Below are 23,261 nucleotides of genomic sequence, written 5' to 3'. Positions count from 1 at the left end.
CAAATATCATCTAGACTTTACGTATACTGCCACCATAGATATATAGTTTAACCAAGTAAGTGCTGATTGCTGGCACTTACTCAAGCCGGGTGATTTTTTGTTGACTAGTCGGAGGGGAAAACTACCATGTCCTTCAAAATCTTGAGTTTGGATGGTGGCGGTATACGTGGAGTAATTACAGCACGCATTCTTCAAGAAGTAGAGAGACAAATTCAAGCGCAAAAGGGTCAGTCTTTATGGGAATATTTTGACCTGATTGCTGGTACGTCTACAGGATCAATTTTAACGGCTGGCATTGCTGTCGGGAAAAGTAGTGATTATCTAGTACAAATGTATGTAGATAGGGGTCAGACAATATTTCCTCGCCACCGCAAAGAACGCTTTCAGCAATTTCCTGACTTGATTCAACCGTTACTAGAAGCGTTTGCACCACCTAAATATTCTCATCAAGGACTAATTGATGTCTTAAAAGACGCGTTAGGTGACAAACGTATTCAGGAAATTAAAAACAAGATAATTTTAATTTTGGCTTACGATACCCTTTACCGGAACACAACATTTTTTACTAATTGTCATCCTGATGTGGGGTTAAGATGGTACGACGAATGTCATCTTTGGCAGTTGTGTACAGCATCAGCATCTGCGCCGACATTTTTTCCACCATATAAATTAGAACCAGTTAATAAAAAAATCTTTGGTGATTGGGTATTTCCGCACATTGATGGGGGAGTGGGAGCAAATAACCCGGCCTTGGCTGCATTAAGTTTAGTGTTGCGGCTGAGTCAATCAGCGATCGCACCAGACATTAAACGGGAATATAAACTAGAGGGTGTCAATCTAGAGGATATCGCCATTTTGTCGATTGGTACGGGTCAAAGTGGTGAACCTTTCATGTTTGAACAAGTCCAAAGTTGGCGGGGGATCAACTGGGCGCAGCATTTAATTGATATCTTTATGGAACCGACATCAGAAATCAGTAGCACAATTTGCCGTCAAATTATGGGTGGATACAATTCTCAACGATATTTGCGGCTTCAGTTTGATTTAAATGAGAGGTTTCAAGCTAAAGACAAGGAAAGCCATAGAGACACGCGCATTCTTTTAGAACGTGAACAAAGAATCAATAGATTTACCCAAAGTCCATTAAGTGAAGAAATGGATGATGCTAGACCTGAAACTATAAAAAGATTTATTGATGCTGCAACCCAATTTATTGATGAGGGGTGTACCTATTACAGTCGGAATGATTGTGGCCCTAGAGTTAAAGATGCGATCGCTGCTTTTATTAAGTCTAATTAGTATTTTTACGTAAAGAACTTTAGGAAAAATATTTTAAGCTAATTGCGGAGTATTTTTACTGAAATTCTTCGGATATGTACTAGCTTTACTTCTGTGAAATTACTTTTATTTTCATCTATCTATAGTCATAGTTCAATATAAGCATAACTTTTTATACTGAAATCTCTAAATCAGTTTAACTCATAGATAAATTAACAATTAGTAACTTTACTTGTATAGATCCTGAATTGAGTTTGGGAATACTTAAGTACGAAGACAGCTAACACAGCTAATTCAGAAATTAATAATTACTTAATTTCTCTGCATTAGCTTTTTTGTGTTTAACTATCCGGATGTTTTAGCAAAGAACTGTAGAGGAAAGTAGGGTTAAGTAAACGGGCAAATTTCGGTGAATAATATGTTTTATACATATACAAATTTTATATGCACTTATTTTGTACCTGCTTAAAACCTATTTCTACTCTCTCTGATTACTAATTGTTCAAACAAGGCTGTGGCTGAAAAGCCTAGCAGGACTGAGCAGAAGCCGACAATCAACAATTAATAATGTTAGTCGAATTGCGCTCAACAATCAGTTGACAGAGAATTTTAAGAAATAGTTCAACAGCAAAAACCGTAGTGTTGAAGGCGCAAAAAATTTACCAGTATTACTGGCTAACAGCAGTCTTCTCAAAACCTAATCAGCAAGATTCTTCACTCAAGGACAGGTTTATGTCAGGTTTCACTATAATTTAATTCCTTTAATAAAGCAGGTATTAAAAACATCTCATTGCTTGCTATGTAAAGCCAAAAAAAGCATTTATGCAGGACATGAGTTAAATTTTTGTCCATCTGGTAATCAAGTAACCGTGAATATACTCAATTTATCTAGACACGGCACGCAAACTATTAGATGGTAAACACAGCAAATCCGCAATTGCACAATATTTCACCAATTTTGAATAAAGAAGACAATGTATGTTAGTGAATTTTTTCGATGAACGTGGTAGCGGTAGATAGCACGAGTGGGCAATTAAACCTCGAATATCGCTCAATGCTTGTATTTTATGGAATGAAGGTTAATTGGTAATTATGCTGTTAGTGCTGGTAAATCAAGAAACATATCCATGTATTGACAGGTGAATTATTTACCATCATGCACGGTATTTGATGAATCATTTTGATATTACTGAAGTATTGACAGCTTTTTTACCAAGATTTCACAAAAGCTTTTCATAAAGTAGTAATTATATCGTCGATAGTGCAGTTAAAGGGTGTAATTTCAGCCTGGCGATCGCCTTGTTCTCCATAGGTTAAATGTATTTGCAGGTAGCTCATTGGTTTGTAAGGCATTCGTTCTGACCACTCAATCGCTACAATACCGGGAGTCACTTCATCACCTTCCCAGTAAATTTCCAGGTTTAATGCTGAAACCTCTTGTGGTTCTAGACGATACAAATCAAGATGGTAAAGCGGTAAACGTCCTTGCGTATATTCATTAATCAAGGTAAAAGTGGGGCTGACAATCGACTCAGTAATACCTAAACCCCGGCCAAGACCTTGGACTAACGTAGTTTTACCTGCACCTAAATCACCTTCTAGTAAAATGACACTACCAGCAGCTAATTTTTCCCCCAAGATTATACCTAGATTTAATGTTGCTGCCGCATCAGGAAGAAGAAGTTTCATAAGTTGGTCATTAGTCAGTGGTCAATAGTCATAAGTCAACAGTCAACAGATGCTCCGATAGTGATGACTTTGGACTATTGACTGTTGACTATCACCTCATTTTCCATGATGCGCGCCACTGTACCACTTTAATAAAACTTTTGCTAGTTTTTGGGGATTGTGACGCACAAAGCCAATTTCATCTTCATACATCACGTTGGCTAAGACAATTCTTCTACCTAATTTGGATACAGCTTCTCTGTCTAAAAATACCGGATGGGAATTTTGTTGAGCATAACGGATGAGTGATTGGGCTGAGGGTGATTTTTTATGTACTAATACCGCGTCAAATAGTTGTTTTCCACCGGAAATTGCATCAATCGCCCGGATGTGATCTGCAACACTATATCCTTGAGTTTCCCCAGGTTGGGTCATGATGTTGCAGACATATATACGCGGGGCTTCGGACTCGGCGATCGCCTCAGCAATTTCTGTGACTAATAAGTTAGGAATAATGCTAGTGTAAAGACTGCCTGGGCCGATAATAATGTAATCAGCTTCCTTGATAGCTTTAATTGCAGCTGGTAAAGCCGGAGGACTCTCAGGAATACAACCTATTTTGACAACTTTACCCCCAGCTTTGGGAATATTCGATTCGCCCTCAATACGACGACCATCAGCTAATTCAGCCCATAGACGGACATCGCTTAAAGTCGCTGGTAAAACTTGTCCTCGCACCGCCAAGACTTTGGAACTAGCCGCAACAGCCCTTTCTAAGTCTCCTGTAATATCACTCATAGCTGTGAGAAACAAATTACCAAAGCTATGACCAGTCAATCCATCTCCAGCCCGAAAACGATATTGAAATAATTCTGTCAGTAATTTTTCTTCGTCTGCTAAGGCGGCTAGACAGTTACGAATATCTCCTGGTGGTAGCACCCCAAATTCTTGACGCAGCCTCCCAGAAGAACCACCATCATCGGCCACTGTGACAATAGCAGTAATATTGGCACTATAGGTTTTTAATCCTCTGAGTAGGGTTGATAGTCCTGTTCCCCCACCAATGACTACGATTTTGGGGCCACGATACAGGCGACGATGAGCTAACAGAACATCAATTAATTCCTCTTCTGCATCTGGTCTGAGTACCTGAGTAATCGAACCCACGGTGCGAGTTTGTCCCCACAGCACCAACAATAAACCGCAAAGTATAACTAACGGGCCGCTGATATAGTTAGGTAAGATATTGGCGATCGCACTTAAAAATACCTTAAGTAATTCCAACATCAAAAAAATAGGGGTCAGCTTAATCCAAATTGCTAACCCCAAAATCGCCAGCAGTACACCTCCAACACTAATCAGCAACCAACGTTTAACCGAAAGTCCTGGGGATAACCATTTGAACCACTGGTTCACCCGATGAGAAGTTCGGCTGCGTGATTTTTGTTGCAGCGAGTGGAGGGCTTGTCTGAAAAAACCGATTGACATACCTGATTCGGAACAGTGGTACAAACAATAATTAACAGAAAATGTACACTAACTGGTTTTAACACCAAGTGTGAAATTAGAAAATTTTTCTGCTGTATTTAAACTAAGGGCAGATAGTGAATATTGCCAAATAAATAGACTTGATTACAAAAACTTACATGGAAAAACGAATTTTAGGGTTAGATCCAGGACTGGCTATTCTGGGATTTGGGGCTATTAGCTGTACAAAAAACCCAAACCTCATACAAGATACAACAGTCAATGTCATGGATTTCGGAGTCATCAGAACTTCAAAAGACACAGATATGGGACAACGTCTGTGTACCTTGTACGATGACTTACATACTCTCATTGATCATGTGCAGCCTGATTTGGTGGCCATTGAAAAACTGTTCTTTTATCGTATGTCAAGCACCATCCTAGTAGCACAAGCTAGAGGCGTAGTCATGCTCACCTTGGCACAACACAATCTACCTTATGTAGAATATACCCCTGCTCAAATCAAACAGGCTTTAACTGGCTATGGCAATGCTGATAAATTAGAGGTGCAAGAAGCAGTTGCACGGGAGTTAGATTTAGAAGATATACCCCAGCCAGATGATGCTGCGGATGGTTTGGCTGTGGCTTTGACCGCGTGTTTTCAGTTGTAAGTTGATGCACTAACACTTGATTTCTGCACTAAACTCTGTGCAGTTTCCTGTAATCATGGGGATGCTCCCATATGTAGCATATTTTCTTTTTAAAAAAGATATCAATATTTAAAAAGCTTCTTGGCAAATTTCGGCTGCTAGAAAAAATGAAAAAAATTGAATTACTCTATCAAATTATTTTAATTACATATAAAAAAGGCTTGGTGATTCCAAGCCTAATTATATACCAAGCATTTACTACACCAAAACTAATGTAAACTCACTCATTCTCTAGGTCATCTGCCTCTAGATTGTATACAAATTATCTAACATCTGATATGTAATAACTTATTTGATAATAGAAAAGGTTTGGTTATAAACCAAACCTTGATAATTGCTGTGCTTAACAACGTAATAACACAATTTAAGCTAAAACTTTTTACATATCATCTTCCTGGAGTATGTGTATATCTATGAATTTCGTTTTATTGTTTTACTCTTCTTGTGCAACTGAGTATTAATTTATCAGACATAATTATCGAGTAAAGGGACATGATATAGGACTCATATTTGATTTCTGAAAAAAACTCCGTACATTTTTGTTCCTTCTTACTTGTTTCCTGTTCCTCCGAAGTTCTGAGCGGAGGTTTCCTACGCTCAGACTTCTCTCTGTTCCCTCTTCCCTTCCTACGCAAATGATTTCAGGAATCAAAGCGGATTCCTATAAATAATACAAAAAAGTAAAAAGAGGCTTGAGTATTTTCTCAGCCTCTAGGTATACCAGGTGTTTACCATATATCCTTAATTTATACCTGTTTGAATAATAATTCATCTCTCAATAAGATGTGTACAAAATTTAAAAAATCTGGTATGCCATCTTCAAATGCAATCCAATATTAGTATTCAATTAATTTTGCTAAATACCGTTTTGGAGATATTTTTAGCGACTAAAGCACGAAAAATAATACCCTGGATGGCTTTCCAGGGTACACACACGTTTTTCAGGCATTAACAGATTAGATTATAGCGATCACAAAATTTTATTTCCCCCACCCCTAGAAAGATTTAATCTCTCTAGAGATGCACGCATTTATAATTTAAAACAATTTAGGCAAGGTTTTTTATCTCCCGTTTCCTTGTTTTCTCTTCAGCAAATATTGATAAAGAGAACACGCTGCATTAATAAAAGTCAAATTAGATTCCTATTTATTTGTTGATTAACAATAAATTTATTAATTCTAGTTTTTAACAAAATAGGCTCGGAGAATAGCCAAGCCCATGAATACCAAGAGTTTACCATATACTGCTTAATATATTGGTAGTCTTTCTTTAGTTCATCTATCTATGGATGTGGAAATATAACTTCAGATGTATCAAAAATACAGATGTGTAAAAGACATAAAATAGTAATTAATAAAAATGATTAAATCATTGCTATAAATCAATCATCATCAAGCAAAAATCAACTATCAATAAAAAAGGTTTAGCCAGTGCTAAACCTCCATAGAAAGCAGTTATTCGACACACCAGAATCAATTTAGAGCTACTCTTGTTTTCAGTCATCTCTCTGAGGGATGTGTTTAAATTTCCCATCATTTGATTAGAAGGGATAGGGAGAAGAGGGGACTAGGGGGTACAAACCAAACTTCTCGTAGAGACACTGACGTGTAGTTTGCTTCCTCTGTGAGTGACGTTACGCCGCTAACACCCCTTGTAAGTAGCTTTTATACCCTGTCTCCTGACTTTTTCATCGAGTTGATTGTACTAAACGGAGAGGGGGGGATTCGAACCCCCGTTGAGTTTCCCCAAAACGCATTTCGAGTGCGTCACCATCAACCACTCGGACACCTCTCCAAATATAAACTCACGAGTTTGAGTTTTTTTCAGTCTTGAAGTAACTCAAACTATGTAAATTTAAGAAACTACTGAGAATAAGTTTCCTTACGCCATGATAGCATCTATCAACTTGTAGCGATCGCCTGTCCCGTTTGATCAAAACAACTCAGTAAACGCTCACAGGAATATTTACATATAAATTTCACTGAATTGTAATATCTCTGTCAAATCCTTGTGTGATATTTAATGCAGGCTAAAAGATAAGCTTTTTACAAGGGTAGGGCTTCCTACCTTTTTTCAAAGCGAATATTTATATGGCTTAATAAAGTTGTAAAGCCTCATCAGTGGAAAATCATGCGGTTCAACTATCCTTGACCCCGAAATCTTCGGGGTTTTTCTTTTTAGGTGAGAACTAAGTTATCTCGATGAATTACGGTTTCTGCGCCAACATGACCCAAAATCCTGGGAATATCCCTGGAGTGACAACCACGAATCTTTTCTAGATCGATGCTGTTGTAATTTACTAATCCCCTAGCAATCTCTTGGCCGTTGCCGTCGCATAATTGTACAGCGTCTTGGCTGTCAAATTCCCCTTCAACGGCTTTAATACCGGCGGGTAATAAGGATTTTCCAGCTTCTACAATAGCAGCGATCGCACCAGTATCTAAATATAATTTCCCTGCCGGCACTAGACCATAGGCAATCCAACGTTTTCGGGCTGAGGTGGGTTCTGGTTGAGGGAGAAAGTGTGTACCGATGGCTTCCCCTTGTAAAATTTTGGCGATATTGCGGGGAAATCTTCCCTGGGTAATCACGGTACGCACTCCTGCGGCGATCGCAATTCTCGCGGCTGAGATTTTCGTCACCATTCCACCAGTACCCCATTGTGACCCTTGAGAGCCTGTTTGCACTTGTAATTCTGTCAATTCTTTCATGCTAGTTACCAAAGAAATTGGTTGAGCATCAGGTACAGAACGGGGATCAGCAGAATATAACTTATCCACATCGGTGAGCAAAAATAGCCAATCGGCTTCTACCAAACTGGCAACCAAAGCTGATAGGGTATCATTGTCACCGAATTTCAATTCATCAACGGCGACTGTGTCATTCTCATTCACGACTGGAATGACACCCAATTCCAGCAGTTCACCAAAAGTATTGGAGACATTGAGGTAACGGCTACGCTGGACTAAATCGCTGCGTGTGAGCAATACTTGAGCAATTGGCTGTTGCAAAGTAGTAAATAAATCATCATATACGCGCATTAATCGCCCCTGACCAACAGCCGCTACAGCCTGCTTGAGCGCGATCGCTTTGGGTCTTTCCGTTAAACCCAAACGCACACAACCCACTCCCACCGCGCCGGAAGATACTAAAATGACTCGATGACCCTGCTGTCGCAAATGCGTCAAGGTTTCCGCTAATGTAGCGATCGTAGAAAGTGCTAGTTGTCCGGTCTGCGGTTGAGTGAGGCTAGATGTACCGATTTTGACGACGATGGTTTTGGTCATTAGTCATTAGTCATTAGTCATTAGTCATTAGTCAACAGTTATTAGTTAACAGTCAACGGGGATCAAGTTTGGGAGCATAAGTGAATTATTTTATTAGACTACAAAGCGTCAGTCCCTCTATATATTGAGGCTGACGCTTTATGAGTTTATATAGATTTGTTATGGGCTAGAGTCTCTTTTTTTGCTGACTCTGATGTTATTAATACTTATAATCTGCGATTTTTGTTCATTCCTCGTTTTTTTTAATTATTTTTTTAGATTTAGTCTTTTAACCATTTATCAATCTTTGTGAATTTTTGTATCATGAGTAATAATTGATGCTCCCAAGATTTCCGAAAGCCAAACTTCAAAGTTGCGAATGGGATGGGAACGCAAGACAGCATCAGGGTGGAGGATGGGTTCTACCAAAATTGTAAACATACCTAGACGATTTCCAGCTAGCACGTCAGTAAACAAGCGATCGCCTACCATTCCTACCTGATGTACCGGTAAATCCATCGCCTGGAGTGCAGCACGAATTTTTTTGCGGGAAGGTTTGGCGGCTCCCAGGTAGTATGGCAAATTCAAAGAACGCGCAATGCTACCAATTCGGGCTTCGCTTAAGTTATTGCTGACTAGCCACAATGCTGTATGGGTGCGTACTTGCTCTACCCAAGCTTTCAATTCTGGGGAAGCTGCTCCCACTGTAATCGGAACTAAAGTTTCATCCACATCCAACACTAGCCCTTTTAGCTCATAATGTTGAATAATCTCAGGGGTAAGACTCAATATCGAATCACCCAAAGCTAAATCAGGCTGTAAGAACTTGTTCCAGGTCATAGTTATTAGTCATTAGTCATTAATCATTAGTCATTAATCATTAGTCAACAGTGTGTTTTTCTGTTTTCTAATCCGATTTCCAGCGTAACTTAAACTTATTTACATAACAAATAGCCCTGAGCCATGATAGATGCTTGACTCTGGGACTAAAATTTTGATGATTAATTAAAAATTCCAGAATTTTAGATAAAAAATGCCAGATTTTGATTTTTAATTAAAAATTTTGCCTGTTATTCCACTTCATTAAACAGTTGGTCTTCTAACAGTGGTTGCACTTCCCGAAACTCTTCTGGGGAAAGCAGTATGGGTTCGCCTGTTTTGGATAGTCTAGCGAAAAACAACAGTGGATCAAGCGGTGTATAGATGGCATACTCCTGCTCATGATGGTAGAAAGTGGTGATTAACTGCAACTGCTCAGGTTCTAAATCTGCTTCTTCATCTTCAATTTCTAAAGTAAACAGGTCTGATTCTTCTACAGGAGGTAAATCACCAGCAACAGTCAAGGCGTAAGCAGTATTTTTTAATACTAGGTTCTGTTCTGCTAAGACAGCTTGAGCAGTGCTGAAGATTTCGTCAATAATGTCATCATCTTCTACTAAAACTGCTTCCTCGTTGTCACCTTCACCTTCCCAGGCAAAAATTTCAATGGATGAGTCGATAGGAAGCAACAAAACATATTCTTGTCCATCTGCTGAAAGTGAACGTTCTACGTAACATTCAAGGGTTCGCCCCTTATCATCAGTCAAAGTGATGGAACTTGTGGGAGCTTGATCGTTATTTTCAGGAAATGGAGAAGAAAACATAGCTAAGAAATAAAACTTTATAAGTACCAACAGTTGGAAAAATCACTTTGCTGTTTTATGACGGGTAATGTCAAGCAAATAGCTTTAGACTTTAATACCACTGCTGCGTAACAGATTTCAGAATATCATGTTCAAAGGTATCAATACTCTACGGCTATCTCGGAACTGTTAATTATAGCTCGTTTACTATCTAGCCACTGTTGTAAAATAATTGCTGCGGCTTTGCGGTCAATTAAACTTTTGTGGCGTGAGGGCGAGCAATTCTCAGCAATCATGAGTTGTTCGGCTTGAAAGGAAGTTAATCGTTCATCAACGTACTCTAAAGGCAGTTGGAGAGCTTTAGAGAGCCTATTGGCGAATTTTTGTACCTGACGCGCCTGAAATCCCAAAGAACCATCCATTGAATAGGGTAAACCCACAACTAGTATCTGCACTTGACGCTCATCGACTAAATTACGGATTTGTGACACATCTTGTTCAAAAGATGTCCGCTCCAGGGTAGTAAGTCCTGTAGCGATTAACCCTGTGCGATCGCACCCTGCAATCCCAATGCGTTTACGCCCTACATCTAATCCCAGTGCTGATATATGTTTTGTGGTCATTAGTCAATAGTCAATAGTTATTGGAAATGGGGCATTGGGAATGGGGCATTGGGCATTGTATCTTTTTCCCCCTGCTCCCCTGCTCCCCTTCGACTGCGCTCAGGGCAAGCCTGCTCCCCTGCCCCCTGCTTCCTTGGCTTCTGCTCAAAAGTCAGCAATTTTTAATTCTCCTGCTGTTCTTCTGTCAACTCTTGATGACAAACTGAGTCGATGTGACAATTTTTACTATTAAATGTGACTGATTCTGACTGGTGTTTGACGGGGATTTCTGGGGTTTGCTTTTGTCTGACTTCTGCCCAGGACATTCCACCTGGTATGGGTTTACGGGCTGGTTGTAAGCCTTGTAATACATCAGTCCATTGAATCCCTTCTAAAGAGACAAATTTGGACTCCCGTAGTTTGTGCCATACGGAACGGGACATGATGAGGGTGTGTTCTATGCGTTTTGCGCCAATCCGTTCTAAGTATTCTTCCCTTTCTGGCTGGTAGTCAGAGGAAGCCAGTTTTAATCCTTGCTGGGGAAAATCTTGGGCAATACGAGCTAACTGGGCTAATAACTCTGGATATAGCCAAGTATAAGCAGGGTGGACGGTGAGGGTGGCAACGTGGGGTGTATCGCCTTTGCGCTCAAGTTGTACTTGAAAATAACCGATGGCAGCTTTGCGTTGGGGTTCAAAGACGTAGCCACTGACTACTTCGGTTTTTGTTACCCATTGCTTGACAGCATCAGCTAGCGCGCCGAATAAACTGGTTTTAAAGTCGCGGTTGTTGCGATCGAATACTTGGCGCACTAGAGGGGGCATTGAGGCTGTATCTAGTTGGTAGAGTAACTGAGCATCAGCATTACTCACAGGTAAAAGATTAGGCAAGTCTGGTTCAGCTTGCGCTAATTCAGTCAGCAGTTCCGGCTCGATTTCCCAGTAAGTCATTTCAGCAAGACGCTGAAACCCATTTTGACGATAAAGTGCCAATGCGTCTACATCATTGATGTTAACTTCTAATAACCAAGTCCGCGCTTCTAAAATCGACTCAAAACAGTGGCGCAGAAGTTGGGAACCAATTACTTGTTTATCCGCACTCCTATCTAACATCACCCGATCAACGCGCCAAGTGGTGCGTGTGCGATTGAAAGGCGACACTTGAACCATCCCTAAAAGCATTCGCCCCTGCTCGGCTACATAGGCGCAGAAACGATGTTGTAGGGGGTTAGGGAACCAACTTAAAAACCTCAGTAAGCCATACCAGCGATGCAGCGATTGCATTTGCTGGTTAACAAGGTTAGCTCCTTCAGGAGACAAGGCGGCGAAAGATTCTTGAGATAAACGCTCAATTCCGTCCAGATCCCTGTATTGGACTGGCCGGATGACAACGCTGAGATTTTGGGGAAGTAAGGAGTTCATTGTAATGTGGGCTGCCATGTAGCCTTAACTAACTGGGAAGAGGGGAACTGCTGCAATTATCTTAACGGCTTTCCGTGCTTTGCTGTTGCTCCCAAGGAGTGATTTCGGTCACTAAATAATCAAAAAATAAACAAGCAGACTGGTTGAGTTAACTTTTGAGTTGCACTCAACTTAATCTGCTTTCATTTTATTTGCTTTTTTTGTTAATTATATTTTTTCTAAACTACAAACCCTGACGAGAAACCAGCTTTTCAAAGGTGGCTTGGGTTTGATGTAGCAATTGTTCTCGACTGTCTTCTTGTGTTGGTTTGAGGGTTGGAAGTAGATTGCGAGCTTGCAGAGTCATGTGCAACTGTAGATGGGCAACGTATTCACTGATATCTTCTTTTGTTAAAGACGCGCCTTGGGATAAATTTGACTCTATTGCCACTGTGTTCTCCTTATCTTAGCGTGCTGTTCTTTCACATCATAAGAAACTTATCATGTTGTTTTACTGAGCTTCTTAATTTGCAATGAAGTTTAATGGTTATTTTTACGGTGGGCATGGGGCATGGGGTATGGCGCATGGGGCATGGGTTATGGGGTATTCTTACTGAAGTCCTGGTAAAGATGGATTTATATTTGAGGCCTTGCTGAAAATCTAGGTGGGGCAAGGATTGTGAGTAATTTTTAACTGGTTGCAATACCTGAGACTGACTGTGTGAAACTACCTGGATTTAGTAAAGTTTCTTCTAAAAAAACGAAGTTTGTTTAATTGGGAAACAAATTTACACTCCTGGCTGTCATGGGAACTACGAAAATTGACGTACTCGGCTGAGTTCAAAATTTTCCAACAACATTGTTAAATATACCCATATAAGGTGAGTTATGAAGAGTCAAAACTTCAAGCAAACTTCTGTTAAGTTTGCTCAATCTTTCATGGCTGCGGCTGCGCTGATGACTGCTTCCGTTGGCCCTGCTTTGGCGAATAATCCAAGTGTGCAGATTCTAGGCGCAAATTACGGTGGGAATGGTTGTCCTGGGGGAACTGCTAGTGTGAGTGTGAGTCCTGATGGACAAGAGCTAACTATTTTATTTGACGAATTTGCAGCTGATGGGAGTCAGCGTTCACAAAGACGCAAAAGCTGTAATCTGAGCATTCCGATTAAAGTTCCCCAAGGGTTCCAGATTTCTTTCTATGATGCTGACTTTCGGGGTTATGTTGCTCCCAGTACAACTGGGGAATTGAGAGCAGAATACTTTTTTGCTGGGCAACGTGGGCCTGTCTTTTATCAAAAATTCAGAGGCGAAAACAACTATAATGTGCGACATCAATTAGCAACTGTAGCTGATGTTTGGTCACGTTGTGGCGACAGTGTAAATATGCGGGTGAATGCGGCGATGACAGCCAGTGGTCAAGGAATAGCCACTGTTGACTCTTTTGACCTTGCACACCGTGGTGTGGTTTATCACATTAAATATCGCGAGTGTCGTTAAGGGTTGAAGTAGTTCAGCAACTACTAGCACCTAAAGTCAGCAAGGCTGATCTTTGCGGTGCGGTTAAACCTGTAACTGCATATATATTCATCTGTTCGTAAATCTGCTCGGCTTTAAATGTATTGATACGCTGTTCTGTGTTTATATCCCAAATTGTCATCGCTGCGTAGCCGTCGCCAACCGCCAGCATATTACCTTCTGAGTTGAAGGTGGCGCACATTACCCAAGTTTCATGTTCTTTGAGGGTGGTAAGAGAGTTACCACTAGCTACGTCCCAGAGTTTGATAGTGTTGTCACTGCTGGTACTAGCCAATATTTTACCATCAGGGCTAAAGGCGATCGCCCACAGCATATCTTGATGTCCTTGTAGTGTGTGGAGACATTCCCCTGTTGGGATATCCCAGAGTTTAATGCTTCTTTCCACAGCACTACCAGTGGCAAAAGTCCGACCATCAGGACTAAAGGCTACCCACCACACCCAGTTATTGTGTCCGGTAATTGTGCGGTAACACTGTTTAGTGGTGATGTCCCAAATATTGACGCTGTTATCAAAGTTACCAAAAGCCAATTTGGTGCTATCAGGACTAAATGCTACTGACATTCCTAAATGTACGGGGAAAGTTGCTAGCAGTTTCCCTGTGGCTGCGTCCCAGAGTCTACTAAGATTGTCATAGCTGGTGCTAGCTAAAAACTTTCCATCGGGACTATAGACGACTCCTGTCACCATGCCCATATGTGCGCTGAGGATGTGGGTACATTGACCTGTGGCTACATCCCAGAGTCTAATTGTGGTGTCAGCACTAGCACTAGCTAGGGTGCGACCATCGGGGGTAAAATCTACAGCAAAAATTAAATCTGTGTGACCGTATAAAGTACGACATTCACCATTTAAACGCCAAAGTCTCACAATCCGGTCTTCATTGCCAGTGGCGATGATTGCTTCTGTCGGACTCCAAGCTACGGATTTTACCCAGTTATTTCTGCCTTTAAAGGTTCGCAAACACTCGCCAGTATTGATATCCCACAATCTAAAAGAAAAGTCATCTGCACCGCTTGCGAGGAGATGACCTTGGGGATGAACAGCGATTGCATTGATGGAATTGGTGTGTCCTTGCAAGGTTTTTAGGCATTGGAAGTTAGTAATATCCCAGAGGCGAATTGTACAATCTATACTACAACTAGCGAGGATTTGATCGTTAATGAAGGCGATCGCTAGTATGCCATTGGAATGTCCTGCTAACACACCCAAACACACACCTTGATTGACATCCCACAGTTTAATTTGGGTATCTAAACTACTACTAGCTAATATTCCTGATGGACTCCAGGCGACTGATTTTATCCAATCTGTATGACCTGTGAAGGTATGTAAGCAAGCACCTATAGTAATATTCCACAGTTTAGTGGTGTTATCTTCACTACCGCTAGCGAGGAGATTACCTTGAGCATTTAAATTCACTGACCAGACACGACCGCCATGTCCCTGGAGAATTTGGGTACATTGCCCCAAATTAGTATCCCATACTCTAATGTAAGAGTCTGTGCTGCCACTAAATAAAGTCTGACCATCGGGACTAAAAACCACACTGACTACCCCACCGTGATGACCAGGAAAGGTGTGACTACACTGACCTGTTTTGACATCCCACAGTTTAATCGTTTCATCTTGTCCCCCAGTAGCTAAGGTACTGCCATCGGGACTAAAAGTCGCACACCAAATCAAACCTATATGTGCTTGACATTCCAGTAATTGCTGACCACTAGCGACATCCCAGAGAATCAAATAACCGTTGAAATGGCCTGTGGCGACGGTTTGACCATCAGGACTAAAAGCTGTAGTGATAACATTAGAAAAAGTTTTCGCAAAGACGGATTTAGATAAATCAGAGTGAGCAAAGTTGACTCGTTTTAAGGGTGTATCTTGAAGGTAGGCTTGCCAAATGGTTAAACCAGAAAAATCATAACCAGTTAAATCAGTTTTTAACTGGCAAAAAAGATTGAGGAGATTACCACCGATATATCCTGGTTCTAGCGGAGCTGTAGAATTTTTGATTGTTTGTAAAATCTGTGTGAGGTGAGTTTCTATAGCTGATTTAGTGCGGAGATTTTGGAGTAAATAGTCAAGAATTGGCTGTAAAATCAGCTTTGTTTGGGCAATGCGGATGTAATCTTTAGCAGTGGCTTTAATTAAAGCGTGGCTATTAAGAAATAGGGGTGTAAGGGTGTAGGGGTGTGGGGGTGTAGGGGAAATATGATTGTCTGGAGGGGAGAGAATTTCTTGACATACTTGTTGAATAAATTGCTCAGTGACATATTCCATAACTACCGGTTGTAGTGTGAAATGCACTGGTGTATCGGGAAGGGATTTTTTTTCAATGAGATTGCGCCGACTTAATGATTCTAAGGCTTCTAAAAGTCGTATTGATGAAATAGGTAAAACTAAATCAGCGCGTAAATCTGTTAATGTGACCGCTTCACGATTAATTGCTAACCAGAAAATTAGGTCAATTTCTAAAGATGAAAGGCGATGAAATTGCTGTCCTAGTAAATCGTAAATGCTGCCAAAAACTGTAGAACCTTGGGCGAAGAATTCAGCGATATTTCCAGCAAATAAATCTTGAATAGTAGTCGCGACAATTTTTAAAGCTAACGGATTACCAGCATAATGTTGAATGAACCTTTGCCAATCACTATCCGCGCCACAAAATAAACTTTTCGTCTTAATTAATTCTAAAGCAGCGATCGCACTCAATCCCGGCAGTTGCATCGACCGCACCGGCAAATTCTCCCCTTCTAATACGGCGATTTCTGGCGTTTTCTCGCGACTGGTGAGGATAACACAACTTTGATGGGATATTTCACCGATTTGGTGGAATAAATCGCTATAATCTGTGTAACCTATTTGATAACGTCCAGAATGGTCGCCACTAGCTAAGATAGATTCCACATTATCTAGGATGATTAAACAACGGTGCGATCGCAAATGTCCCATAAACTGAGAAATTAAATTCCCCAGATTTTCTGATAAATGCACAGGTTGTCCACAGGCGAAAAATTGCAGTAAACTTCCCAGCACTTCACTTAATGGGGGACTATTGCGGAGACTACGCCACACCACAAACTCAAACTCCCCTTGAATTTGCTGCGCTAACTTCACAGCCAAAGAAGACTTACCAATTCCCCCCATGCCTAATAATGCTACCAACCGACAGCGATCGTTGATAATCCAATTAGTTAATTTACTAACTTCCTCTATACGTCCGAAGAAGATAGAAACATCAACCGCCTCACCCCAGTCTGTATGGAGTGTGGAGTGCTGAGTGCTGAGTAGTTTCACATCTCTACCCTGTCCCTTCGTCTCTTCCTCCCCGACACGGACATAATCTTGGGGTGTTAAATCTAACCCAAAAGCCCGAAAAAAGTATTCTAGAGTTTGTTTATCAACACCCTCTGCTCGTGCTAAAACCTTGGAGACTGTAAAAGGAGCTAATTGAGTACGATAGCTCAATACTTCGATGGTAAATTTGTCCCCATCGTTTTCTAAAATTTCCGCTTGATGTCTAGCCTCCTGAAGTTTGTGATATCCAGAGAGACTCAGGACTATACCGCGCCTGCGTTTTTGCTTGTGCAATTCCATCGGACTACAAGACTAACGCTAAATTGAGATTAATTTTACTGGTTTTAAGCCAAGATAGCGAGGAGTTTTTCTTAAGTTAGCACCTTAAAACCTATAAATTTACTGGTGCAGTTTTCCCAATTAACCGAAACTATCAGGATATCTGCAATTACAAAAAGCTTTACTACACAACCATAACCTCTCACCCTCTCTCTGCGCCTTTGCGCCTCTGCGTGAGCTAATCACTAACCTATCCACAACATCAGAATCTATGATGAACAAAACCCTTAACCCCGTACAACCCCCCCAAGTAACACAAAACCTCTCCGAAAACTTTATTCTCACCACAATAGATGACTTGTATAACTGGGCGAGAATGTCTAGTCTATACCCCATGATGTTTGGTACAGCTTGCTGTTTCATGGAATTCATGTCAGCCTATGCTTCGCGCTTTGACTTAGAACGATTTGGAATGATTCCCCGTGCGACTCCCAGACAAGCTGACTTATTGATTACCGCAGGTACAATTACTATGAAGTATGCACCCAATTTGGTGCGACTCTATGAACAAATGCCCGAACCCAAGTATGTTATTGCCATGGGTGCTTGTACCATCACCGGAGGAATGTTTAGTGTTGATTCTCCTTCGGCGGTGCGGGGTGTAGATAAGCTGATTCCTGTGGATGTGTATATACCTGGTTGTCCTCCCCGGCCGGAAGCTGTAATTGATGGGATTATTAAACTGCGGAAGAAAATTTCTAATGATAGTATCCAAGAAAGACAGCAAACACAACAAACTCATCGTTATTACAGTATCACTCACAAAATGAAGGTAGTTGAGCCAGTTTTAGATGGACAATATCTCAGAAATTCTCAGCGCGAAGTCCCACCGCCAGAATTGGCTGTTACTTCCGATTTATCATTAAAAACACCATCAGAAAATCAATTGCAATTACTCCATAAATAAGGAGCATTACTAATGACAACAACTTTAGAAAAACCTACTAATCAAATCCCCTCTCAATTTCTAGTTAAAACCCTGCTACCTAAATGGCTGCAAACTTTAAATGTGATCAATAACCCCATGTATTACCTCGAAAAACGACGACAAAAATATGGGGATATGTTTATCTCAGAATTTAGTGGTTTTCCCAGGCTGTTAGTTATTAGTAATCCCCAAGCTATTCAAGAACTGTTCACGGCTGATGCGAGTTTATTTGATTCCGGTGCAGGTAACTATATCATGCAACCGTTGATAGGGGCGAACTCGTTAGTTTTATTAGATGGCGATCGCCACTTAAAACAACGTAAATTATTAATGCCACCTTTCCACGGTGAACGGATGCGGAATTATGCTCAAGTTATCTGTGATATTACTGAAAAAGTTACTAGTAAATGGTCAATTAATCAGCCATTTGTCGCCCGTCGGAGTATGCAGGATATTTCGCTGCAAGTAATTTTAAGGACAGTGTTTGGGCTACAAGAAGGTGAACGTTATCAACAAATCAAGCAAGTTTTAGTGGAATTCTTGGATACTTTTAACTATCCTTTGAGTGCCGTTTTCTTATTTTTTAAAGTATTGCAAAAAGATTTAGGTGCATGGAGTCCTTGGGGAAAATTTATCCGCCGTCGCCAATTACTAGATAAATTAATTTATCAGGAAATTCATGAGCGTCGCACTCAAGTTGGGACTCAAGGGAATGATATTTTGAGTTTATTACTATCGGCACGGGATGAAAACGGTGAACCCATGACCGATATTGAGCTGCGAGATGAATTAATGACTATGCTATTTGCTGGTCATGAAACAACTGCGATCTCTCTATCATGGGCATTATATTGGATTCATTATGTGCCGGAGGTGCGAGAAAAATTACTGCAAGAACTCAACACAATTGATGTAGCCAATGCAGACCCCACAGTTATTGCTCAATTACCCTATTTAAATGCTGTTTGCTCAGAGACCCTGAGAATTTATCCGGTAGCTTTCTTTACTTTCTCCCGAATTCTCAAAACCCCAATGAAATTTATGGGTTATGATTTACCCAAAGGTATGAGCATTTCCCCCTGCATTTATTTAACACATCATCGCCCAGACGTTTATCCTGAGCCAGAAAAATTCAAACCCGAAAGATTTTTAGAACGGCAATTTTCACCCTATGAATTTATGCCCTTTGGCGGTGGCAATCGTCGCTGTTTAGGCATGGCTTTTGCTCTATTTGAGATGAAGTTAGTGTTAGCAAATATTCTCTCCAACTACTCTTTAGAACTGCTAGATAAAGCCCCCCTAAAACCCGTCCGTCGTGGTTTAGTCTTCACACCCAATGGTGGTGTGAATTTGATGGTAAAGGGGAAAAAATAGAGGAATGGGGCATTGGGCATTAGGCATCGGGCATTGGGCATCGGGCATTGGGCATTGGGCATTGGGTATTGGGCATCGGGCATTGGGTATTGGGCATCGGAGTAAAATCTACCTTGTCTCCCTTGTCTCGCAATTCCCCATTCCCCATTCCCATTTCTCATTCCCTATAAAATCTGCAATCATATCTTCAGATAAATAGGGAGAGATGCAAAATGTCTGTCACCAATTCACCACCCCAACTTCAACGAGAGTTAGGGGTTTTCGGTGCGACACTCATGGGACTGGGTTCGATTGTTGGTACGGGTGTATTTGTGAGTATTGGCATTGCGGCGGGTATTGCAGGGCCTGCTGTGATTTTAGCCGTAGCTATTGGGGCTATCGTCGCTACTTGTAACGGACTTAATAGCGCGCAATTATCAGCTAATCATCCTGTTAGTGGCGGTAGTTATGAATATGGTTATAAGTATCTCACTCCGGCTTTTGGCTTCACTGCTGGCTGGATGTTTCTAGTCGCTAAGACAGCTTCGGCGGCGACGGCGGCTTTGGGGTTTGCTGGTTACTTACTCAATCTTTTGGGTGTGAGTTCTAGTTGGACAATTCCTATAGCTGTCTTAGCTGTGTTAATGATGACTGTGGTGGTTTTGAGTGGGATTAAACGCTCTAATCTTGTCAATATCCTCATAGTCTCGGCAACTTTGCTATCTTTGTTTGTCTTTATTGTGATTTGCTTACCTCGTGCTGCAACTCAAGGAGTTAATAACTTAACACCACTTTTCAGTAGTTCTTGGGGAGATATCCTGCACGCCAGTGCTTTGATGTTTGTAGCGTATACAGGTTATGGACGTATCGCAACTATGGGGGAAGAAGCCCGTTCTCCCAGGGAAACCATTCCCAAGGCGATGATTGTTTGTTTGCTGCTGACGATGTTGTTATACATAACAGTGGCGACGGTGGGAATTGGGGCTGTAGGTGTAGAAACTTTAGCTAATGCAGTAGGGCAAAGCAAAGCTGCACCGTTGGAAGTGGTAGCTAGGAGTGTTGGCGGTACGGGTGCGGCGATAGTGTTAGCCGTTGGTGCGATCGCTGCTATGTTGGGTGTATTGTTAAATTTAATTTTGGGCTTATCTCGCGTACTCTTGGCAATGGGTAGGCGTGGAGATGCACCCAGATTTTTAGCACGCCTCAATCAACAACAAACAGCACCCTATATAGCGGTGATAGTTGTGGGGATAGCGATCGCACTTTTAGTATTATTAGGCAATGTCAAAACCACATGGTCATTTAGTGCCTTTAGTGTTTTGATTTATTACGCCATCACCAACTTTGCCGCTTTACGACTTCCTACTGCCGAACGTTTGTATCCAATGTGGATAGGTTGGGTAGGCTTATTATCTTGTTTATTCCTGGCTTTTTGGGTAGAGTCTAAAATCTGGCAAGTCGGTCTAGGCTTGATTTTAGCAGGGTTAGTTTGGCATCAAATTAGGCGATCGCTACATCAGTAAAATTAAATTTGTGATTGTTGTCAAAAAATCTTGTTCATACGCTATTATATTTGAGGGGCGTAATGGTAACTTCTTCCCCATTCCCCATGCCCCATTCCCCATACCCGAAAAACTCCATCCTCCCCTGGATGGAGTTTTTTAATTGGCACAATTAACCCTCCTAAGACTGACGCAGTGATAAGAAGAATCAAGGGTTTGGGTGAGGGTATAGGGATGTAGGTGTTAAAAACCCTTACACCCCCACACCCCCGTGTTTCTTAGGAGTTATGATTTACACACTTCCCACATAATTAAGTCCTCTTTTGTTCCTGTACGCTGCATACCTATTTTTTCCAGCACTCGAACTGATCTAATATTTTCTCTCAAGCATTCAGCAGTAATTCTTTGGACACCTGATTGAGCAAATGCCCAATCTATCATACCTTCAGCAGCTTCAGATGCGTATCCCTGCCCTTGATGAGATGGAATTATGCCATAGCCCATTTCCACAGTGCCTGTATCATCTGGTAAACCTTTAAAACCAATGTCACCGATGAGTATATTTTCTGCCTTGTGAATTATAATTCTTCCCCATTTATCCAGAGATGGGTTATTCAGCAAATTATCGGCTATCATTGGCAAAATTTCGCCAAATTCTTCACTAGGCCAACTTTCTGGAACTATAACCCCAAGAACTTCTTCTAACTCAGCACGGCTATTGATTACAGATTTTACTAAGTTTAAGGTAAATGGTACTAAACTGAGCCGTGTGGTCAAGATTTCTGCCATACTGTGTACTCTCCTCTGAAGTTGACCAACCACACAGACAGGTGATTTTTTAGAGCAGAATAGAGACATGGTCTATTATGTCTGAAACTGAAATCAATCTAAGTCTGTGCGTAACTTGCAAGAAACTCACCTGAACCGCGCTCGTGCTAGTCTCAGACAAGCACTGTCTTGGTATGGATATCTTCGGAAACCAGGAAATTCCTCATTTCACCCCGAATTAGCAGCTTTAGTTAAACCAGAATTAGAAACTTTAACCTCAACACTCAACAAACTAGACTCTCATGTTATTAGAATAGCTGTTTTTGGTTTAGTGAGTCGTGGTAAATCGGCGGTATTAAATGCTTTGCTGGGAAGCAAAATTTTACAAACTGGCCCCCTCAATGGTGTCACTCAATGGCCGCGTTCAGTACGTTGGCAACCAGGGGACAAAGTTATAGTAGAATTAATTGATACACCAGGACTAGATGAAATTCAGGGGGAGTCACGCGCCCAAATGGCTAAAGATGTAGTGCGTCAGGCTGATTTAATTTTGTTTGTGGTATCAGGGGATATTACCCGCACTGAATATCAAGCACTTTTAGAATTACGCCAAGCACAAAAGCCCCTGATTTTAGTGTTTAATAAAATCGATTTATACCCAGACACAGACCGAGCCGCAATATATCAAAATTTACAACAATTAGGTGCAGCAAGTCCCCACACCCAGCCTTTACTACCTGATGAAATTGTCATGGTGGCGGCTGAACCTGCGCCAATGGAAGTCCGAGTAGAATGGCCTGATGGTACAGTGAGTTATGAATGGGAAACACCACCGCCACAGGTAGACGAACTCAAACAGACTATTTTAAATATTCTCAACCGTGAAGGCCGATCGCTGTTAGCTTTAAATGCCCTAATTCAAGCACGGGATGCAGAAGCAGCGATCGCTGAAAAAACTCTTGACATCCGCGAACAAGAGGCGGAAGATATCATCTGGCAATTTACTAAATATAAAGCCTTAGCCGTCGGGTTGAATCCTGTAGCTGTATTAGATATTCTCGGCGGAACGGTGGCTGACTTAGCCTTAATTCGCGCCTTAGCGAGATTGTACGGCTTACCCATGACTAGCTATGAAGCGGGAAAAATTTTCAAAACCATTTTATTGAGTTCTGGCGGTTTATTACTAGGAGAACTAGGAAGCGGTTTTCTCTTAGGATTAGGCAAAAGTACCGCCGCCTTAGCTAGTGGTGATAACCCCATTAATATTACCGCCTTTGCTGGCAGTGCGATCGCTCAAGCCGGAATCGCTGGTTATGGTGCATATTCTGTAGGGAAAGCCGCCCAAGTTTATCTCGAAAAAGGCTGCACTTGGGGACAATTGGGTGCTGACACTGTAATTCAAGAAATTCTTTCTCAAGTTGATAAAAATACAATTCTGTATCGTCTGCAACAAGAATTAAATATGAAATCTTGAGAATAAATGAAAATCCTGAGTAAATTGTTGCAGTTATTGATATTTTGTCA

At 41.2% G+C, this 23,261-nt stretch carries 18 protein-coding genes and 1 tRNA gene; 7 read left to right on the top strand and 12 right to left on the bottom strand.

Annotation, left to right across the window (positions count from 1 at the left end):
* Positions 1–126 precede the first annotated feature (126 nt).
* Positions 127–1,299: a patatin-like phospholipase family protein gene (locus CV014_RS18365; protein ID WP_236143346.1), complete on the top strand. Its 1,173-nt coding sequence runs from the start codon at positions 127–129 to the stop codon at positions 1,297–1,299.
* 1,212 nt (positions 1,300–2,511) lie between these two features.
* Here CV014_RS18365 and tsaE read toward each other — a convergent pair.
* Positions 2,512–2,967 carry a tRNA (adenosine(37)-N6)-threonylcarbamoyltransferase complex ATPase subunit type 1 TsaE gene (tsaE, locus tag CV014_RS18360; RefSeq protein ID WP_236143345.1) on the bottom strand — a complete coding sequence of 152 codons (456 nt, stop codon included), beginning with the start codon at positions 2,965–2,967 and terminating at the stop codon, positions 2,512–2,514.
* A 96-nt stretch (positions 2,968–3,063) separates the two neighbouring features.
* Positions 3,064–4,434, bottom strand: coding sequence for a gluconeogenesis factor YvcK family protein (locus CV014_RS18355; protein WP_236143344.1), 1,371 nt, complete (start codon positions 4,432–4,434; stop codon positions 3,064–3,066).
* A gap of 158 nt (positions 4,435–4,592) precedes the next feature.
* Here CV014_RS18355 and ruvC point away from each other — a divergent pair, with 158 nt between their 5' ends.
* Positions 4,593–5,084: a crossover junction endodeoxyribonuclease RuvC gene (ruvC, locus tag CV014_RS18350; protein ID WP_236143343.1), complete on the top strand. Its 492-nt coding sequence runs from the start codon at positions 4,593–4,595 to the stop codon at positions 5,082–5,084.
* A gap of 1,748 nt (positions 5,085–6,832) precedes the next feature.
* Here the strand turns inward: ruvC and CV014_RS18345 are convergent.
* From CV014_RS18345 to CV014_RS18315, 7 genes are all read right to left on the bottom strand, one after another.
* Positions 6,833–6,917 (bottom strand) — tRNA-Ser (locus tag CV014_RS18345).
* A gap of 383 nt (positions 6,918–7,300) precedes the next feature.
* Positions 7,301–8,410, bottom strand: a complete 1,110-nt coding sequence (proB, locus tag CV014_RS18340) for a glutamate 5-kinase (RefSeq protein WP_236143342.1) — start codon at positions 8,408–8,410, stop codon at positions 7,301–7,303.
* 279 nt (positions 8,411–8,689) lie between these two features.
* On the bottom strand, positions 8,690–9,229 hold the full coding sequence (locus CV014_RS18335) for a YqeG family HAD IIIA-type phosphatase (protein WP_103139856.1): 540 nt from the start codon (positions 9,227–9,229) through the stop codon (positions 8,690–8,692).
* Between the two features lie 230 nt (positions 9,230–9,459).
* The gene (locus tag CV014_RS18330; RefSeq protein WP_236143341.1) at positions 9,460–10,032 is read right to left on the bottom strand and encodes a DUF3727 domain-containing protein; all 573 of its coding nucleotides are present in this window, start codon (positions 10,030–10,032) and stop codon (positions 9,460–9,462) included.
* 140 nt (positions 10,033–10,172) lie between these two features.
* The gene (gene ruvX / locus CV014_RS18325) at positions 10,173–10,634 is read right to left on the bottom strand and encodes a Holliday junction resolvase RuvX (protein ID WP_236143340.1); all 462 of its coding nucleotides are present in this window, start codon (positions 10,632–10,634) and stop codon (positions 10,173–10,175) included.
* Positions 10,635–10,795: 161 nt separating this feature from the next.
* Positions 10,796–12,052 (bottom strand): GNAT family N-acetyltransferase, encoded by a 1,257-nt coding sequence (locus CV014_RS18320; protein WP_236143339.1) that lies wholly within the window; start codon positions 12,050–12,052, stop codon positions 10,796–10,798.
* A 205-nt stretch (positions 12,053–12,257) separates the two neighbouring features.
* Positions 12,258–12,458: a hypothetical protein gene (locus CV014_RS18315; RefSeq protein WP_103140877.1), complete on the bottom strand. Its 201-nt coding sequence runs from the start codon at positions 12,456–12,458 to the stop codon at positions 12,258–12,260.
* A gap of 443 nt (positions 12,459–12,901) precedes the next feature.
* Between CV014_RS18315 and CV014_RS18310 the strand changes: the two genes are divergently transcribed.
* A complete protein-coding gene (locus CV014_RS18310) occupies positions 12,902–13,510 on the top strand; it encodes a DUF4360 domain-containing protein (protein ID WP_236143338.1) in 609 nt (202 codons plus the stop codon).
* Positions 13,511–13,523: 13 nt separating this feature from the next.
* Here the strand turns inward: CV014_RS18310 and CV014_RS18305 are convergent, their stop codons facing one another.
* Positions 13,524–17,147: an NB-ARC domain-containing protein gene (locus tag CV014_RS18305; RefSeq protein ID WP_236143337.1), complete on the bottom strand. Its 3,624-nt coding sequence runs from the start codon at positions 17,145–17,147 to the stop codon at positions 13,524–13,526.
* Positions 17,148–17,397: 250 nt separating this feature from the next.
* On the opposite strand from CV014_RS18305, the gene nuoB reads away from it, so the two are divergent.
* Both nuoB and CV014_RS18295 read left to right on the top strand, forming a co-directional pair.
* Positions 17,398–18,093: an NADH-quinone oxidoreductase subunit NuoB gene (gene nuoB / locus CV014_RS18300; RefSeq protein WP_236143336.1), complete on the top strand. Its 696-nt coding sequence runs from the start codon at positions 17,398–17,400 to the stop codon at positions 18,091–18,093.
* A 12-nt stretch (positions 18,094–18,105) separates the two neighbouring features.
* Positions 18,106–19,488 carry a cytochrome P450 gene (locus CV014_RS18295; protein ID WP_236143335.1) on the top strand — a complete coding sequence of 461 codons (1,383 nt, stop codon included), beginning with the start codon at positions 18,106–18,108 and terminating at the stop codon, positions 19,486–19,488.
* 19 nt (positions 19,489–19,507) lie between these two features.
* Here CV014_RS18295 and CV014_RS18290 read toward each other — a convergent pair whose 3' ends face one another.
* Positions 19,508–19,636, bottom strand: a complete 129-nt coding sequence (locus CV014_RS18290) for a histidine kinase (protein ID WP_236143334.1) — start codon at positions 19,634–19,636, stop codon at positions 19,508–19,510.
* 64 nt (positions 19,637–19,700) lie between these two features.
* Here CV014_RS18290 and CV014_RS18285 point away from each other — a divergent pair, with 64 nt between their 5' ends.
* Positions 19,701–20,990, top strand: coding sequence for an APC family permease (locus tag CV014_RS18285; RefSeq protein WP_236143333.1), 1,290 nt, complete (start codon positions 19,701–19,703; stop codon positions 20,988–20,990).
* A 264-nt stretch (positions 20,991–21,254) separates the two neighbouring features.
* Here CV014_RS18285 and CV014_RS18280 read toward each other — a convergent pair whose 3' ends face one another.
* Positions 21,255–21,758 (bottom strand): GNAT family N-acetyltransferase, encoded by a 504-nt coding sequence (locus tag CV014_RS18280; protein ID WP_236143332.1) that lies wholly within the window; start codon positions 21,756–21,758, stop codon positions 21,255–21,257.
* A 106-nt stretch (positions 21,759–21,864) separates the two neighbouring features.
* Here CV014_RS18280 and CV014_RS18275 point away from each other — a divergent pair, with 106 nt between their 5' ends.
* Positions 21,865–23,211 (top strand): GTP-binding protein, encoded by a 1,347-nt coding sequence (locus tag CV014_RS18275; RefSeq protein WP_236143331.1) that lies wholly within the window; start codon positions 21,865–21,867, stop codon positions 23,209–23,211.
* Positions 23,212–23,261 lie beyond the last annotated feature (50 nt).

Origin of the sequence: Nostoc sp. CMAA1605 (assembly GCF_021596505.1) — a bacterium.
Taxonomy (GTDB): domain Bacteria; phylum Cyanobacteriota; class Cyanobacteriia; order Cyanobacteriales; family Nostocaceae; genus Trichormus.
This window is presented reverse-complemented; position numbering and strand designations above follow the sequence as displayed.